Raw genomic sequence first — 17,270 nt, forward strand, 5'->3', positions numbered from 1 at the left:
CAATTCAAAATAATGTTAAACGGCAGCGGCACCACCAACGATCTCAGAAATTTCCTGAGTAATCGCGGCTTGACGCAGCTTGTTATAAATAAGTTGTAGGCTCTTAATGATGTCACCCGCATTATCCGTCGCTGCTTTCATAGCGACCATACGTGCAGATTGCTCACATGCGATATTTTCAATCACACCTTGATACACCACAGACTCGATATAGCGAACCAATAAGCCATTTAAAAGCTCTTCAGCTTCAGGCTCATATAAGTAATCCCAACCGTATGAACGGTTCAAATTATCGCCTTCTTCAGCCGCAGCCAAAGGAACGAGTTGCTCAATCTTTTGATTTTGAGTCATGGCATTCACAAAGCCATTCGATACAAGATAAATACGATCTAACTCGCCTTTATCAAATGCATCCAACATTATTTGCACTGAACCAGATAACTGTTCAAGACTTGGTGTATCACCGACATTTGTCGTTGCACCAAGCACTTTACCGCCGTAGTTTTTAAAAAACGAAACCGCTTTTTGACCAATTAAAGCAAATTGAACTTCAATTGACTGCTCTTGTTGTTGCTGTACGTGTTTAACAACTTTCTTGAACAAGTTAATGTTCAAGCCACCTGCCAAACCACGATCTGAAGAAACAATAATATAGCCAACGCGTTTTACCGGACGTTCAACCATATAACGATGTTTGTATTCAGGGTTCGCTTGTACCAAATGAGCAATTACACGGTGCATATTTTCGGCATACGGACGGCCTTGAGCCATGCGCTCTTGCGCACGACGCATTTTAGAAGCAGCCACCATTTGCATCGCTCGAGTAATCTTTTGCGTGCTCTTGATACTGGCTACTTTGGCGCGAATTTCTTTTAAATTTGCCATACGCTTAACCTAGTATTCGAAGGCTTTTTCAAGCCTCCGAAGGTTGATCCGTGAACCAAACTTAACTAGCTTTTAGCAACTGCTAAAATTAGTAAGTTTGAGTCGCTTTAAAGCTTTCAATACCTGCTTTAATTGCAGCTTCGATGTCTTTGTTATAATCACCAGACTCATCGATTTTTTGCATCAACGCAGCATTTTCTGAACGGAAGTAAGAAATTAATGCAGCATCAAAGTCTACAATTTTCTTCACTTCAACGTCAGTCATATAACCTTCGTTTGATGCATAAATTGAAACAGCTTGGTCAGCAATTGAATATGGAGCATATTGTTTTTGCTTCATTAATTCAGTTACACGTTGACCATGTTCAAGTTGCTTACGCGTTGCTTCATCAAGATCAGAAGCGAACTGAGCAAATGCTGCCAATTCACGGTATTGCGCCAAAGCAGTACGGATACCACCAGACAATTTTTTGATAATCTTCGTTTGCGCAGAACCACCAACACGAGATACAGAGATACCCGCGTTCACAGCAGGACGAATACCCGCGTTGAACAATGATGTTTCTAAGAAGATCTGACCATCCGTAATCGAAATTACGTTAGTCGGTACGAATGCAGATACGTCACCCGCTTGAGTTTCAATAATCGGCAATGCAGTTAATGAACCAGTTTGGCCTTTAACTTCACCTTTAGTGAATTGCTCAACATAGTCAGCAGATACACGTGAAGCACGTTCAAGTAGACGTGAATGAAGATAGAATACGTCACCTGGATACGCTTCACGACCTGGTGGACGGCGTAAAAGCAATGAAATTTGACGATACGCAACAGCTTGTTTAGACAAGTCATCATAAATGATCAACGCATCTTCACCGCGGTCACGGTAGTATTCGCCCATTGTACAGCCAGAATATGGTGCCAAATACAGCATTGCTGCTGGATCGGCTGCACCAGCAGCGACAACAGTTGTATACGCCATAGCACCAGTTTCTTCTAGCTTGCGTACAACGTTAGCGATAGTCGATTGTTTTTGACCAATAGCTACGTATACACATTTAATGCCAGAGTTTTTCTGAGCGATGATCGCATCGATCGCCATTGCTGTTTTACCAGTTTGACGGTCACCAATGATCAACTCACGTTGACCACGACCTACAGGGATCATTGTATCTACTGATTTATAACCAGTTTGTACAGGTTGATCCACTGATTGACGCCAAATTACACCTGGTGCTACTTTTTCAACAGCATCAGTGAGTTTTGCATCAATCGGGCCTTTACCATCAATTGGGTTACCCAAAGCATCTACTACACGGCCTAAAAGTTCTGGACCAACCGGAACTTCTAATACACGACCTGTGCAACGTGCTTTTTGACCTTCTTGAAGGCTTAAGTAGTTACCTAAAACAACGACGCCCACTGAATCCTGTTCTAGGTTCAGTGCCATACCGTATAAGCCGCCGTCGAATTCGATCATCTCACCGTACATTGCATCAGCAAGACCGTGAATGCGCACAATACCGTCGGAAACCATAACAATGGTCCCTTCGTTTTTAGCAGTCGCGCTGGTGTCCAGATCGCCGATACGCTGTTTAATGAGCGCACTGATCTCGGATGGATTCAGTTGTTGCATTGCGCTATACCTCAATCTTTTATTAGTTCAGTCTTCTTCGAGCAGTTATGCAAGAAGACGAGTCCGCATTTTTTCAAGCTTGTTAAGCGCAGAGTCATCTATCACTTGGTCGCCTGCACGAATAACAACACCCGCGATTAACGCTGGGTTAACTTCAACAGAAACATTTACTGCAGCGTTAAACTTTTTCTCTAACGCATGGGTCAATAATTGTTCCTGTACAGAAGTCATTGGGAATGCTGATTCAATCACAACATCCACAGTATTGTTATTCTGTGATTTGAGTAGTTCGTATTCTGCTTCAATTTCAGGTAACAACGCTAAACGCGCATTGTCCGCAAGAAGCGTCAAAAAGTTTGACACTGCTTGTGTTTGGTTTTCACCTAAAACTTTTGCAAAAATACTGACCTGCTCAGCAGGAGTAAGCTCAGGGCGATTCAAATAAGCGGAAAATGCTTCGTCTTGCACCGCAGCACTGAGCACTTGTAACGCATTCGACCAATTGTCAGTTGCACCTTGCTCAGAAGCGAAAGCAAATGCTGCTTTGGCGTACGGGCGTGCCAACGTCAAGAGTTCAGCCATATTTCGCCTCGCTTAAAGTTTAGCAGCCAGCTGAGTTAGCATGGCATTGTGAGCTTCTGCGTCAACTTGCTGGTTTAGAATTTTTTCTGCGCCAGTTACTGCTAAAGCAGCTACGTGTTGACGCAATTCTTCGCGAGCAGCATTGATTTCAGTATCAACAGTTTCTTTCGCCTGTTGACGAATACGCTCACCTTCAGCAGATGCTTGGGTACGCGCTTCTTCGATCAATTGTGCGCCACGACGGTTCGCTTGTTCGATCAATTGAGCCGCTTGTGCTTTTGCTGCATCAATTTCTTGCTTAACTTGTGCTTGCGCATCAGCAAGATCAGCTTTCGCTTTTTCAGCAGCATTTAAGCCGTCAGCAATACGACGCTGACGCTCACTAATCGCATTGATTAGTGGTGGCCATACAAATTTCATACAAAATGCGACAAAGATCGCAAATGAAATCGCTTGACCAATCAATGTGAGGTTAATATTCATTGCTATTCCTCAATAGTTTAATTTAGGAATTAAGCCAATTAACCTACAAATGGATTAGCAAAGATGAAGAACAAGCCAATACCAACACCGATCATAGGCACAGCATCAAGAAGACCTGCGATTAAGAACATACGAGTTTGAAGTTGTGGAGCCAATTCTGGTTGACGAGCAACAGCTTCAAGGAAACGGCCGCCTAAAAGACCAAAACCAATCGCAGTACCTAAAGCACCAAAAGCGATCAAGATAGCAGATGCAATTGCAACTAGACCTAAAGTGAGTTCCATGATAATTCCTCAGAGGTTAGGTTTATACCAAATTAAGTTAAAAAACTGTACCTAACCATCTCGTGATAGTTAGGCAATACCATTAATGTTTTTCGCTTGCCATGCTCAAGTATACGATAGTCAACATCATGAAAATGAATGCTTGTAGCGTAATAACAAGAATGTGGAAGATCGCCCAAGGCACAGACAACGCCCATTGGATCCAGAACGGTAATAATGCGATCAAGATGAAGATTAACTCACCTGCATACATGTTACCGAAAAGTCGAAGAGCCAATGAAACTGGACGTGCAAGGAATGTTACTAATTCCAAAATAAGGTTTACTGGAATAAGCAACGCTTTTGCAACTGGGTTACTTGGGTTAAATGGGTTGAGTGCCAATTCACCGACGAAACCGCCGATTCCTTTCTCACGAATACTATAGAACAAGATCAGAACAAAAACTGACAAAGACATACCTAGGGTAATGTTTGGATCAGTAGATGGAACGATTTTGAAGTAAACGTGGTGAGGATCCATACCAAATACATTTGCACCAATCAGTTGAGCCGTATACGGGATAAAGTCAACAGGAATTAAGTCCATTGTGTTCATGAGGAAAATCCACACGAAAATGGTCAGTGCAAGTGGTGCAATTAAGCGTGATTTGCCATGGAATGTGTCACGGACACTTGAGTCAACAAACTCGATAATCATTTCGATTGCAGACTGGAACTTGGTTGGAACACCAGAGTTAGCAGCTTTCGCTACACACCAGAACAACAAACAGAAAATCACACCAAGGGTGATTGACCAACCCATTGAATCCAAATGAATAGCAGTGAACCCCATCTGTTGAGCATCATCAGCAGTCTCAGCCAACTTCCATGAACCATCTGGCATTTTGCCATAGGTCAAATTGGTCAAGTGATGCTTGATATACTCGGTCGAAGTAAGGGCATGTTCTTCAGCAGCCATAAATCACACCTGGTCAATGTCAAATACTAAATAGAGTGAACGAACATCGCGTGCTGCTTGATATCTCGTTCATCTCCTAAAAAACTTTTCAATTTTTTGTTGCGCCTATACTCGTTTTTGTTGCCGTGACACCCAAAATGGCGCGACCCACGACATGGCTTGAACGAGAATAAAACCACAAAACAATGCCGCCGCTGACAACGGTTTAACAGTGTTTAAAATTAAAATGAAACCAACAATCACAATTGCAAACTTGCCCATTAACCCCCGATACATGTTCGAAAGAACTTGTTTTGAGGCTCGCGCACCTGCGGCTCGAAACGATTGCCAAGAAAAATAACAACTGGCAAGCCAACAAACCAACGCACCAAGTGCGGCGCTTAAAGCTGCAGTTGAGTCTTTCAAGACCCACGCTATCAAGGCTGAAACAGGGATCATGCCTGCTTGTAAAATGACTAAAGCTTTCGCTAATCGTCGGTCAACCATGCGACTAGTTCGGCTCATTATTTATTCACTCACAGCATTCATGCTTGACAAGTCTAGCTGATGATCGTTTTTAATCGCAGGCATTATAGAGTTACACCCCTGAACATGCAATCTTTTCCCGACCTTAGTCGTGTTTTTTTCGAAGTTCAGCCTGCTTTACTACATTCAATTTTTGTTTATTTTTTACCTTACTTTCGTGCATTTTGCACACAGTTAGAGGTTTTCGAAGCCAATGCTTTCCATGCCAGCACAAAATCCCCTGCCCCGCTCATACTTTCATCGACCGCTTGAAAGGTAATGGGATTTAGCTTCTGATACTGATTTTTACTGGCATGTCCCTCTGCCAAGAGGCACATATTTCGATTTGGACGACTGTCATTTAGGTATTTAATTTGTGCAAGGGTCGGTGCAACATGAGGATCATCAGTCAACGCTCCAGCAAATTTTAAATTTAAGGCGCGCTCTAAATATTGATAAGCATCATGATATGACCAGTAAGTCTTCAAAGATGAGTTGCTATTATATTGTTGTGCCGTTATTAACATTTCTTGGGCAAAACGTTTTGCATTCGCCCAATACGCCTCTTTTTGTTCAGGAACTTGCTGTGAACGCAATGCCGCAATAAAAAAACCAATCCGTACTGCATTATTTGGATCAAGCCAAACATGGGTGTCGACAGTATTGTTTAAAGCAACACCACGGGTATTACGCTGCGGTAGCGTTTGAACAATGTCTGAAGCTAAAATAGAAATCGCTTTAGGATTATCTGATAATAACTTATCTAGCGGTGCTTCATGGGCCTTACCCAACCAAATCACCAAAGAGGCATCTTGAATTGCCTTGCGATGAGCAGGTGTTAAAGTCACATCATGTCCAGTTTGGTTTTCCAACAACAGTACAGGTTTTTCAATACCTTGCGTGATTTCTTGCGCAATCAAATAAATCGGATGCGTCGAAACCACTAAACTGTGTGACCAGCCTAAGGTACTCAATAAAGCCAGTGTACAAAATGCAAAAAAACGGGACATGAAGAAGATCACCAAATATTCATTAGGTGTTATAATATAACAAATAGGCAGAAATACATACGTCTAATCGAAACAGCTAGCGCTTCATGTTAAGATTTCATGTCATTTTGTTTTTATCAATTTCGCTCTTGAGGTTTTGCTATGAGCTTATGTTCACATGAACATCACAATGCATTACATGGCGTACATGACCATCATAATGTCGAAACACGTCTTGCTGAAGCAGAAAACCTCTGTGCAATTGTTGGTGCACGCTTAACGCCCTTACGTAAAGAAGTCCTCGAACTGATTTTAAATGCGACAGGACCAATGGGTGCATACGACTTGTTGGCAAAAATAAAAAGTGAATCTGATCGCCCTGCTGCTCCACCCACGGTATATCGTACTTTAGACTTTTTATTAGAAAAAGGTTTAATTCATCGTTTAACTTCAATTAATGCTTATATTCCGTGTTGCCATCCGCGTGAAGGGCATCAGGCTGCATTTTTAATTTGTACAGAATGCAAAAATGTTAAAGAAGCATCTGCACAAGGTTTACTTAAACAATTAGATGAGCTTTCAGCATCTGATCAATTTACTGCACATCACAGTATTATTGAAATTTCTGGGATATGTCAGCAGTGTTGCAGCAAATAGTCACAGCGAATACGCTGATTACCTTAGATAAAATCAGTGTGCGGATTGATGAAATCGACATTTTAAAAAATGTCGATTTTACGCTACATGAGCAAGAAATTGTCACGCTAATTGGTCCCAATGGCGCAGGGAAATCGACCTTAATTAAAGTCCTGTTAGGCATTGTAAAAGCCAATTCAGGCAAAGTTTTGAGCCAGCAAAAGTTAAAATTTTCTTATGTGCCACAAAAGTTTAATCCATCGCATAGCTTACCGTTGCGCGTACAGGATTTATTGGCTCTAGAAAAATGTGATGCTCTGAAAAAAGCAGAAATTATTCGTGATACGGGCATTACTCAATTACAGAATTCCAAAGTACAACAATTGTCTGGTGGCGAGCGACAACGGGTGTTATTGGCACGTGCTTTACTGCGTCAACCCCACATTTTAGTGCTTGATGAACCGATGCAAGGTTTGGATATTCAATCTGAAGCCGAATTGTATGATTATGTACGCAGCCTGCCACAAAAATATGGCTGTGCTGTACTCATGGTTTCACATGATCTGCAATGGGTGATGCAAGGAACCCATCGAGTGGTCTGTTTAAATAAGCATATTTGCTGTAGCGGCTTACCTGAAAACGTACAACAACACCCAGAATATCAAGCTATTTTTGGCACCAATCGGGTGTTCTATCAACATCATCATGACCATTGTGGACATGGTGATAGTGCCGTTCCATGTCAACATGATTCACGACCACACATTCACCCTGAACCGGAAGCCTAAGCCATGATGGAATGGTTACAACTCTTGTTACCTGCATGGACAATGGGCACTTTATTGGTGTTTCTCACTGCACCACTGGGTTGCTTAATGTTATGGCGACGTATGTCTTTTTTTGCTGACACCATGGCGCATGGAACTTTACTTGGTGTAGCCATTGCAGGGGCTTTAAGTTTACCGCTTTGGCTGGGTGTGACTTTTTTAGCCTTTTTATTGGTGGCGATTTTATGGGTACTCCATGACCCTCGCCTCCCGAATGATGCTTTGCTTGCGCTCTGTTCAGCTACCCTACTTTGCTCAGGTTTATTGTTTATTCAACATATTCCAAGCTTGAGACCTGAATTACTCAGCTACTTATTTGGCGATTTACTACAAATTTCATGGTCAGACTTGCCCATGTTTGCCTTAGTGATTATGGCTGCGTTAGCTGTGCTCTATAAAAACTGGCAAGCGCAAATTCAAATTGCCATTGATCCTGATATAGCGGTAAGCGAAGGGGTAAATGCGCAATGGCAACGCTTGGTGTTTATGTTGCTGTTGGCATTGTTTACTGTATTGGCTTTACGTGCCGTTGGTTCATTATTGATGGGTGCCCTGCTGGTTATTCCCGCCTTAACGGCACGTTTACTGGCACACTCCCCCAAACAGATGGTGATTTGGGCTTTTGTGATGGCGCAAATTGGGGTGACGGTTGGTTTATGGTCAAGTGCTGGTTTAAATATTTCCACGGGTTTAAGTATTGTTCTCACCATGGCTATTCTATTTACTGGGATTTTTATTTTTCAGAAAATTAAAAAGATCGCTTGAATCATATTTTTTAGCTCCTGTTCCGCAACAAAAAAACAATGCTTCAATCCAGATGACTCTGGTGGAGCATGCTTTTTTGTTTTAAAGGAAAGCTTTTAGAAAGTTTAATTATTGATGCAGCATACTTAAGAACAACGCTGCACAACTAAACAATATAGCAAAAGTCCGATTCATATATTTTTGCTGCTTTGGCGAAGTTAATAATCGAAGTAGCTTCGCAGCTAAACCGGTATATCCAGCCATGACAATCAGATCAATGCTGATCATGGTCACAGCCATAATCAGATACTGAATCCACTGCGGTTTGGACAAATCCAAAAACTGCGGTAACACAGCCAGTAAAAAGACAATCGCTTTTGGATTACTTAAATTGACCCAAAAACCAGCCAAAACCAATTGAGAAATAGACTTATTGGGTTGCTCGGTTTGAATATCCAGAGATTGCATCGGCGCTGTCCACTGTAAAAAAGCCAAATACAGCAAATACAACACACCAAACCATTTTACCAACATGAAAGCCCAAGGGCTTGTGGCAAATAATACCCCAACCCCAGTCGCGACAATGCCGATTTGTAGCAATAAGGCCAATTGCAAACCTAAAGCATTCCAATAACCACGTCGAAATCCATAATTTAAACCACTCGACATAGATGCAATTGCACCTGCGCCGGGTGAAATGCTAATCATCCAACACGCCAGCATATAAGCCAGCCAAACTTGGTAAGACATATTCAACAGCGTAAGAGAAAGACCTTCAAACTATATGATGTTTCATCTTTTAAATGCGCAAATTCCCACCCACTAAAATAGAATTTTAGGCTATTCACTCTCTTGATGATCAGGCACAATAAAAGCTAGCCACGTATCTTATAAAAATTTTAGGAGCCATAAATGACCGCCCAATCTGTAATTTTGCCCTTACCTTCAGATCATGCTCGATTTATTGTTCTGCGTTTAAAAGACTTAAGCATTCAAGAATTAAAAGAAAAAATTGAAGCTTTATTATCAACACGTGATCGTTTAATCACGCAACATCCTCATGCACAAATTAAAATAGCCATTGCTTTTGGTCCTGAGCTTTGGGCACAAATTTATCAACAAGCACCTGAAGGTTTTAAACCATTAGCATCCATTCATGGTTCTTTTGAAATGCCTGTAAAACCTGCCGATGTGCTCATTCATATTGCAGCGCAGCGTACAGATATCTGTTTTGCACTGAGCCAAGCTTTTTTTGAAGGGATTACGGACAAGGTTGACGTACTGGAGGAACGCGTTTGCTTCCGCAATTTTGATGGTCGTGACTTGACGGGTTTTATTGATGGTACTGAAAACCCTCAATTCCCAGATGATCGTGCTGAAGTTGCTTTACTGGGTGAAGATCATGGTGTTTTTTCTGATGGGTCATTTGTATTTGCGCAACGTTATGCACATAACTTAGAAAAATGGAAACAACTCAAAGTTGATACACAAGAACAAGTGATTGGTCGTACTAAATTAGAGTCTATCGAACTTGATGATGAGGTCAAACCTGAAAACTCTCATGTTGCCCGTACAGTGGTTGAAGATGCTGAGGGAGAAGAAATGGAAATTCTTCGTCATTCACTGCCTTATGGTGATGGTAAAGGTGATCAAGGTTTATTTTTTATTGCTTACACCCAAAATTTAGGCATTATTGATGCAATGTTATTCCGTATGTTTGGAACCAGTGGTGATGGTATTCATGACCGACTGCTTCATTTTGTCACCCCAATGGATGGAGCGTATTATTTTGCACCAAGTGAAGAATTATTAGAAGAAATTTTGAAAGGTTGAAATATAAAAAGCTGACTTTCGTCAGCTTTTTCTTAGGGTGCATTAGAGTTTCGTATTTCAAGTGCTTCTTTACAGTCTTTCAAACTAGAATAAGCAAAAACTCTTTGCTCATTATTTTCCAATAAAATTGCATCATTATCTGCACCAAAAGCATTTTTTGAAACTTCACATTTGTAAGATATTAGACTCAATTTATTCACTTTTTGGCATTTCGGTTCCTCAAATACCTCATTGAAACCATACCATTCTTTAATATTTTGATTTGAACAAGAGATTTGAACTGCTTGATCACTTTCTTTCGTTGCAACTGCCTTATCTACAGCTTCTTTTGGTTCACTTACCGCTAAAGCTTCACTTGTATCAATAGGTTGTTGCTCTTGCGCTTCGGTATTTATTACAGTTTGTTCGTTATTTGAACTACCTTGTGTTTTATCCTGGCTTTTACTACTACATGCAATTAAAGTACTTATAAAAATTAAGATATAAATATTCTTCATGAAAGAGTGCTCATAATGATGCGCTATCTAAAATTGGTGTTGGATCAACTAAATCCGAACGCCGTTTATAGACACTTGTGCCGCTTAAAGTGCCTTTATTACTTGGGTTTGAGTACATTTCCAAATGCAACATCATACTTGGAATACCCTTAGTTGTTAAGCTACCAACATGAGCTATTACTTGCCCTTTCACGACTTTATCCCCTGCTTTTACTAAGGCTTTACCTTTTCTAACTTCACCATAACGTATAATATGCTTTTGATGAGTAATCTCAATGGCATCAGTATTATCATAAAAGTAATAAATACTTCTTACCACACCATCAGCCATCGCTCTAATTTCTGTCCCTGCTGAAGCATAAAGATCACATCCAGCATGTTTACGTTTTCCTCCACTTCGATTAGAACCAAATCGAGCAAAGCCTTTTTTATAAGAATTTGTCCGCACTTTTAGCGGGAATAAATATAATCCATCATCTTTTGGCTTATCTATTCTTATTTCAATAACTGGCATAGGGTTTTTTAGAGTTGCAATATAGAGAACTTGATCTTTTCCATTTAGATCTACAATAATTTCTATTTTTTTCCCATCCTCTCCTCTATGTTTTTTTAATCCAACCCCATCTTGTCCTGTATAGTGCGTTCTTTTTGCTCCATTGTAATTAATCGAGTAGGAAAGATTCTCTTCCTTACCCGTTCCTTTATTTATTGTTTTTATAGTGAATGAAACATCACTACCATATTGCTTTGTTAATGGATTACCATTTTTCTCTGTATGAACATTCTCTGTTTTTCCAAGTGAAGGAATAAAATCAATTAAGTAATCAACAAAGCTCTCTTCATTATTAGCTGGTGTTTCTTTTGCTGGTGCTGTTTTTACTGGTACTGTCTTACTTGGAGTATTTGAAGCCACTGGAGGCATCTGTATTGTTGTGGCAGCAGGATTTAAGTTCACATTGATAACTGAGATACTCGGATCATTTCTTAATGTTAAAATAGGTTTTTTATTTAAAAGTAATAACTTATAAATAAATGCATTTAACATTTTTAATTGAATAAAGCCATTATCATCTGTTGTTTTTTCTATTTCTCTACCTCTATATGAGACAAAAAACTTATTATTTTTTAAAATCTTACCATTACTATCATGTATCTTCAATTTTACGCTGACAAGCCCTAATGGGACTGATATACAGCTATTTTCTACTCCTTTAGTTACAGATATTGTTTTTAATTTCTGATGACCTTTACTCCCATTTACTAATATATCTAAACTCTCACCCTCTTCAGCAATGAGACCTGTTTTTATTCCTGAACCATCAGAAGTATGTTCTTTGATTTTATCTTTATATCTTACAAAAAACTTCATGTTCGTTATTTTTCTATTTGTGTCACTTTCTATTATGGATATATCAAATTTTATATCTTTAGAAGCCTCTGTTTTCACCTCATCTTTCTTAGAATCACTCGTTTTCTGTTCAACAACGACAACTTTTTCTTGTTTTGATTCTGGTTCAGCAGTTTTTTGTAAGACAGATTGAACTTTAATATTTTCACTTACACTTAATTCAATAGATTGCTTTTTATCAGTAGCTTGTATGATAACAGTCGATTGCTTACCATCTGCTTTAATGACAATTTTACTGCCTGGATGTCTAATAATAACAGGTAATAGTCCTTGCTCGTCTGACTCTGCATTTACAATAAATTTAGATTGTTTAAACTTACCACTATATTCAGATTCAATAGTTACTTTTTTATTTTTTGCTATTTGTCCTATTTGATTTTTTAAGGATATATATATTTTCCTACTACAACAGCTTTCTAAATCATAATGGTTGAACATATCAATATATTTACTAATATGAACTTTATTCCCATCTGATTCTTTATAGTTTCCCTTAAAACCTGGCACACCTAAAAAAGAACCCAATCCTCCTTCACCAACTAAATGAGCCCCTGCTATAGCACCTGATTCAGTAATTTCAATTCCATTTACTATTTTTCCATAGTATTCATTAAAGCTTCTATTTCTTAGTCGTTTGCAAAGAAGATCTATCCATTCTCCAATGATTTGAATTTGCTTAGCTGGGGATTTCAAAAAATCTGATAAAGAATTAACACCATTGTGTCCAACCCAACTCCCAGTCCAATCATTTGCTTTGGTTTTATCAGAATTATTATCCCAATGCTTATAATAGCCGAGATCTATAAGTGCAGCTTCACCAAACTGAAAAAAACCAATATAACCCAGAGAGTTTTTTATTTTGCTTACGTCAATGTTTACAGATGCATTTAAAGGTAAACTTAAATCTGATGAAGATTCTTTTCTTGAAACGGCACAAATAAATCCATATCGCGTTAATGGATAAGATTTTTGATTTATAGATTTACCATTTTTCATTTATTTAAGTCCTCAAAACTAAATCGCTTAATATCAATTTTTTTATTATTGATATATGAGCTTAAAATAGGTTTTAATTTCTCAAAATCACCCAATCCTGGGCAACTTAACTCCACACCATTTTTATTTGCTTTTTTTGTTGGAGAAAACTTATCTTCAAACATATCATAGTGGCCTAAATTTCTAAAATATGAAAAATAATTACCATTAGTGTCATTAATTATTCTTATGTCACTATGGTCATTTTTTAGATAAGCATAATAAACTTGGTATTTATTTTTATTTACTTCAATAACTTGGCATTCTCCTATTGACATCCATTGAGCATCCTTTGGATTTAAGCCCACAGTCTTTACAAGTTTTGCTTTATTGGCATCTTCCCAAATTTGTTTACATGGGACATTACTTTTATCAATTTTGATACTTTCATTCTTATTTTTGAAGATATCCCAAATTTTTTCACAAGCATTTTCTTCAGCAAAAGCTTGGATTGAAATAAATGTGTTCAGCACCAATATTAGAATTCGTTTCATCTCTCTTATACTCCAAATTTATTAAAATCATCTTCTAAGTCATCTTTATATTCATCGTCTGAAGCTTCTTCAAGCTGACTATGAATCCCATCATCTACTAAATCCCCAGTATCATGATTATAAAGATCTTCGTCTAATTCCTTTGTAGGTATAATACTTTCATCATCACTATTACTAATAAATTGAATTTCAACATTATCTGATGAATCACTAAATATCCTTGGTGTCCGCCCCATTTCATCCAATATTCCAATATATTCAGTATTTTTTGTTTTGTTTATGACTTTAAATCTAATTTCATCTTTCAAATTTTCTAAATTAAAAATATCACCAAAATCAAATCTCCGACTAAATATACCGCTCTCCGGCATTTTCGGTAACTGCGCATTTACAGTTGCCCCACTAGTAAATAAATGCTGCCCTGCTTTACTCTCAAACTTGCCACCAGTCGTGGTAAAAATCCCATCACCATTAATCTTTAACTGTGAACCCCCAGCAGTCAGTACAATTTCTTTTGGACTGGTTATCTCAATTTTTTCTTCAGTTGAAATCAGCTTTATGACTTTACGTGCAATAGCTTCAATAGCATCATCCTGAGCTTGAATTTCGACCTTGCCTTTCGCAGCAAAGGCTCGGAGTCCTTTTTGTGCTGCAAATAAACTAATTTTCTCATGAGCATGTGCCACAATATTTTTCTGTGCACTTAAGTTAATTGAACCTTGTGCACTCGTCGCAACATCCTGAGACGCTTGTAAAATAATGTCTTCAGGTGTGGTTAAAGCAATACCATTCGGTGAAGCCAATAACATCAATGCTTGTCTAAACAATTTTCCTTGTTGCTGTTTTCCAGTATCACGACTACTTTCTAAACCTTGGGTATAATCCTCCATAAAGCCTTGTAATGAACTGAATGCCTTATTTGGTGTGATGTCTAATTTGTTGCCCTTACTGAACGTGCCGCAAGTACTCATAATGTCAAAATCTTGGATATCAACATTTGCCAACACTTTGCTCACGTCTTGTAAACTGCCGAAAGGATTCGATTCAATATTCTCTTTAATACTCGCAAGCTTGCCTTTGATCAGGTCAGAACCATGTTTTTCGACATTTTCAATAAATTCTTTTAAGTTTTCGACTGCTTCTTTTGTATCGGTGAAGAAATGATTAAATTCATCAACAACGCCTTTGCTATGTTCAGCAAACTGCCCTATATCCTGAATAAAACCACCACAATCTTTTAAAGCATTCAGTGGATCACGACTGACACTCTGTTTAAATAAATCAAGTGTGGTATTCAAGGCTTGACTGGTACTTTTGAGTTCCAAAGATTGAATCAATTTCGGTAAGCGACCAATCACATTGAGTGCATCGGTTTGCTGTTTAACGGCAATGTCACTGAGCATTTTCATGCTTTCGTGACCTTGGATGAGTAAAGACTGTGCTTGCGCTGCATCCAAATGATCTGCAATGGCTTGTTCCTGAGCATAGGTGCTAATTAGCATCCCTTTGCCCGCCCGAACAGCTCCCCATTGATCGGTTCTGAGTTCAAAGCCTTCGCCTCGCCCCGTACTGGTCTCAGCGGCTTTTGGATGACTTAAATGACCCAAATTAAGCTGACTCGCACCATGACTGCTCTGTAATTGAGTACTGATTTGTCCCGTCGTATCATCAAAACGTAGCTGGTTAAACCCCGAACCACGAACCTCTTGTGAACGAATGCCACTGAGTTTTTTGGTATCGGGTAACTGTCCTTTGATATCAAACATGGTCTGATGGCGCTCAGCTTCATGAATACGCCCCACCACAAAGGGACGATCAACATCGCCTTCAAAGAAATCAATCACTACAATTTCACCAATACGTGGATGAAATCTCGCCCCATAGCCTTCACCTGCCCAAGGGGTCAACACATCCACCCAAGCAGAATCGGCATCATTGTCATTGCTTCCCGCACCGCCATCATGTGCATGGTCATTGGTACGAGTAAACATAAAGCGAACTTTAATCCGTCCCCAAGCATCGACATAAATCGTTTCACCTTCAGGCCCAACCACCTTGGCACGTTGTGGATAGGCTGCTGGGCGATGCTGTAAAGGATGATATTCAGGCACAACGGGAATCGTACGGCGCACCACATACAGCTCATTGGCTTGTCGTTCATCCCCTTGATGCTGCCAATGACTTAAACTTAATAGATGATCGAATTGCGGTAAAATATCTTTGGGCAAATTGTTTTGGTGATAAAAAGTTTTGCCTAAAATCAGAAACTCTTTGTCTGAACCTGAATGTGAATCAATTTCAGGATGATCGATTAATTCAAACCAATAACCCACTTGTGCATCACGTACACTGCTCTTGGCAGTAAAATATTTGGATTGTAAGTTCTGATATTGCGACAGTTTTTGACTAAGTTTATCTAATTGCTGACTGCCTGAAGCTGTGCTTTGATCTGCCCCTGTTAAATCAGCTGTCCACGCGGGGCTGAGGCTCCAAGCCTGTTCCAAACTTAAGCTTTCATTGTCTTGTACATCACTATGCTGATGCTGAGTCAGTAGACTATTGCTTTGATCTTGAGATAAGCGATTGGCTTGCCAACGCTGTGTCTGTATAGCCGTTGCTTGTAAATAACGTTCAGCACTAAAATGGGTGATGCTATCTAAATGTTCGGTGGCATGACTGCGATGAAAACGAATACATCTTCGGCTTAAAGCACTATATGGTTGATGATTATCAATTAAACGTAATTTTTGTGCTTGAATCGCTGCCGCTGAAGTCAGCACCATATGCTCAGCTTCATCAATTAACCAATTGATACCTTCACTGCGCCAGAGTCGTGTTAAAAACTCATAATCAGTTTCATTGGCTTGCATCACAAAAGGACGCACGTCATATTCTTGGTTTAAGCCCTGCGCGTTTAAACTTAGGCTTGCTGCAAATAATGCACTCTTACTTTGCCATTCTTTAAATAAGATTTCACTAATTTCAGGCACAGTTTTGTTCATAAATACGCGACTATTACGGCGTTTGTGCCAAAGTGTGGTGGCATCTTCAAGGGTCAATTTGTATAAAGTTAATGCACCATCACTTTGCCCTTGGCTCGCCCCCGTAATGATGCCTGTAATTCGGTACAGTTCCCCTAAATCCGTGATTTGATCGACGGCCACTTGGGCGCCAATAAATTGTTTCAGTGGAATGTATGCATTACTCGATAAGCAAATCAGTTCAGCTTTAAGCCCCTGATTGATACGATGATATCCTTCAATTCTTTGAATCAAGACTTGAGGATTGAGTAATTCATTGGAAAAATGGATATGCAGGGCGCGCTTTTGCAAACTTAAGCCCATAGCGTCCATAACAGCATGGATTGTTTTTAGCATAATAATTTATTGTTGTAGGGGTATTATTTTAATTAGTGGCTGCATTCTAGAAAATGTTGTTTTTTTAGTCTAGTTAATTTTTGATTAATTTTAGCAAAAAC

General features: G+C 39.3%; 17 protein-coding genes. 4 read left to right on the forward strand and 13 right to left on the reverse strand.

The window, feature by feature from the left end:
• Positions 1-15 precede the first annotated feature (15 nt).
• The 8 genes from atpG to B9T30_RS05655 all read right to left on the reverse strand — a co-directional run bounded on the left by atpG (position 16) and on the right by B9T30_RS05655 (position 6,339).
• On the reverse strand, positions 16-885 hold the full coding sequence (atpG, locus tag B9T30_RS05620; protein WP_086184137.1) for a F0F1 ATP synthase subunit gamma: 870 nt from the start codon (positions 883-885) through the stop codon (positions 16-18).
• 88 nt (positions 886-973) lie between these two features.
• Positions 974-2,518 (reverse strand): F0F1 ATP synthase subunit alpha, encoded by a 1,545-nt coding sequence (gene atpA / locus B9T30_RS05625; protein ID WP_086184138.1) that lies wholly within the window; start codon positions 2,516-2,518, stop codon positions 974-976.
• Between the two features lie 45 nt (positions 2,519-2,563).
• Positions 2,564-3,100, reverse strand: coding sequence for a F0F1 ATP synthase subunit delta (locus B9T30_RS05630; RefSeq protein WP_086164853.1), 537 nt, complete (start codon positions 3,098-3,100; stop codon positions 2,564-2,566).
• Positions 3,101-3,112: 12 nt separating this feature from the next.
• The gene (locus tag B9T30_RS05635; protein ID WP_086184139.1) at positions 3,113-3,583 is read right to left on the reverse strand and encodes a F0F1 ATP synthase subunit B; all 471 of its coding nucleotides are present in this window, start codon (positions 3,581-3,583) and stop codon (positions 3,113-3,115) included.
• Positions 3,584-3,621: 38 nt separating this feature from the next.
• Entirely contained in the window at positions 3,622-3,867 is a 246-nt protein-coding gene (gene atpE, locus B9T30_RS05640) for a F0F1 ATP synthase subunit C (RefSeq protein WP_000424060.1), read from the reverse strand.
• A gap of 82 nt (positions 3,868-3,949) precedes the next feature.
• On the reverse strand, positions 3,950-4,825 hold the full coding sequence (gene atpB / locus B9T30_RS05645; RefSeq protein WP_086184140.1) for a F0F1 ATP synthase subunit A: 876 nt from the start codon (positions 4,823-4,825) through the stop codon (positions 3,950-3,952).
• A 105-nt stretch (positions 4,826-4,930) separates the two neighbouring features.
• Positions 4,931-5,329, reverse strand: a complete 399-nt coding sequence (locus tag B9T30_RS05650) for an ATP synthase subunit I (protein ID WP_086184141.1) — start codon at positions 5,327-5,329, stop codon at positions 4,931-4,933.
• A 170-nt stretch (positions 5,330-5,499) separates the two neighbouring features.
• A complete protein-coding gene (locus tag B9T30_RS05655) occupies positions 5,500-6,339 on the reverse strand; it encodes a metal ABC transporter substrate-binding protein (RefSeq protein ID WP_086184142.1) in 840 nt (279 codons plus the stop codon).
• 141 nt (positions 6,340-6,480) lie between these two features.
• On the opposite strand from B9T30_RS05655, the gene B9T30_RS05660 reads away from it, so the two are divergent.
• Genes B9T30_RS05660 through znuB form a run of 3 tightly spaced genes read left to right on the forward strand, consistent with a single transcriptional unit; the run spans position 6,481 to position 8,546 of the window.
• Positions 6,481-6,975 (forward strand): transcriptional repressor, encoded by a 495-nt coding sequence (locus B9T30_RS05660; RefSeq protein ID WP_086184143.1) that lies wholly within the window; start codon positions 6,481-6,483, stop codon positions 6,973-6,975.
• On the forward strand, positions 6,951-7,742 hold the full coding sequence (gene znuC, locus B9T30_RS05665) for a zinc ABC transporter ATP-binding protein ZnuC (protein WP_086184144.1): 792 nt from the start codon (positions 6,951-6,953) through the stop codon (positions 7,740-7,742). Before B9T30_RS05660 ends, znuC begins: the two co-directional genes overlap by 25 nt.
• A gap of 3 nt (positions 7,743-7,745) precedes the next feature.
• Positions 7,746-8,546, forward strand: coding sequence for a zinc ABC transporter permease subunit ZnuB (gene znuB / locus B9T30_RS05670; protein ID WP_086184145.1), 801 nt, complete (start codon positions 7,746-7,748; stop codon positions 8,544-8,546).
• Positions 8,547-8,654: 108 nt separating this feature from the next.
• On the opposite strand, the gene B9T30_RS05675 is transcribed toward znuB, so the two are convergent.
• The gene (locus B9T30_RS05675; RefSeq protein ID WP_086184146.1) at positions 8,655-9,275 is read right to left on the reverse strand and encodes a LysE family transporter; all 621 of its coding nucleotides are present in this window, start codon (positions 9,273-9,275) and stop codon (positions 8,655-8,657) included.
• A gap of 162 nt (positions 9,276-9,437) precedes the next feature.
• On the opposite strand from B9T30_RS05675, the gene B9T30_RS05680 reads away from it, so the two are divergent.
• The gene (locus B9T30_RS05680) at positions 9,438-10,358 is read left to right on the forward strand and encodes a Dyp-type peroxidase (RefSeq protein WP_086184147.1); all 921 of its coding nucleotides are present in this window, start codon (positions 9,438-9,440) and stop codon (positions 10,356-10,358) included.
• A gap of 32 nt (positions 10,359-10,390) precedes the next feature.
• Here the strand turns inward: B9T30_RS05680 and B9T30_RS05685 are convergent, their stop codons facing one another.
• Genes B9T30_RS05685 through B9T30_RS05700 form a run of 4 tightly spaced genes read right to left on the reverse strand, consistent with a single transcriptional unit; the run spans position 10,391 to position 17,169 of the window.
• On the reverse strand, positions 10,391-10,855 hold the full coding sequence (locus B9T30_RS05685; RefSeq protein ID WP_086184148.1) for a hypothetical protein: 465 nt from the start codon (positions 10,853-10,855) through the stop codon (positions 10,391-10,393).
• Positions 10,856-10,865: 10 nt separating this feature from the next.
• Positions 10,866-13,259 (reverse strand): M23 family metallopeptidase, encoded by a 2,394-nt coding sequence (locus B9T30_RS05690; RefSeq protein WP_086184149.1) that lies wholly within the window; start codon positions 13,257-13,259, stop codon positions 10,866-10,868.
• Entirely contained in the window at positions 13,256-13,792 is a 537-nt protein-coding gene (locus B9T30_RS05695) for a hypothetical protein (RefSeq protein ID WP_086184150.1), read from the reverse strand. The genes B9T30_RS05690 and B9T30_RS05695 overlap by 4 nt, the downstream gene beginning before the upstream one ends.
• 5 nt (positions 13,793-13,797) lie before the next feature.
• Positions 13,798-17,169: a type VI secretion system Vgr family protein gene (locus B9T30_RS05700; protein ID WP_086184151.1), complete on the reverse strand. Its 3,372-nt coding sequence runs from the start codon at positions 17,167-17,169 to the stop codon at positions 13,798-13,800.
• Positions 17,170-17,270 lie beyond the last annotated feature (101 nt).

This window comes from Acinetobacter sp. ANC 4973, assembly GCF_002135275.1.
Taxonomy (GTDB): Bacteria; Pseudomonadota; Gammaproteobacteria; order Pseudomonadales; family Moraxellaceae; genus Acinetobacter; species Acinetobacter kyonggiensis.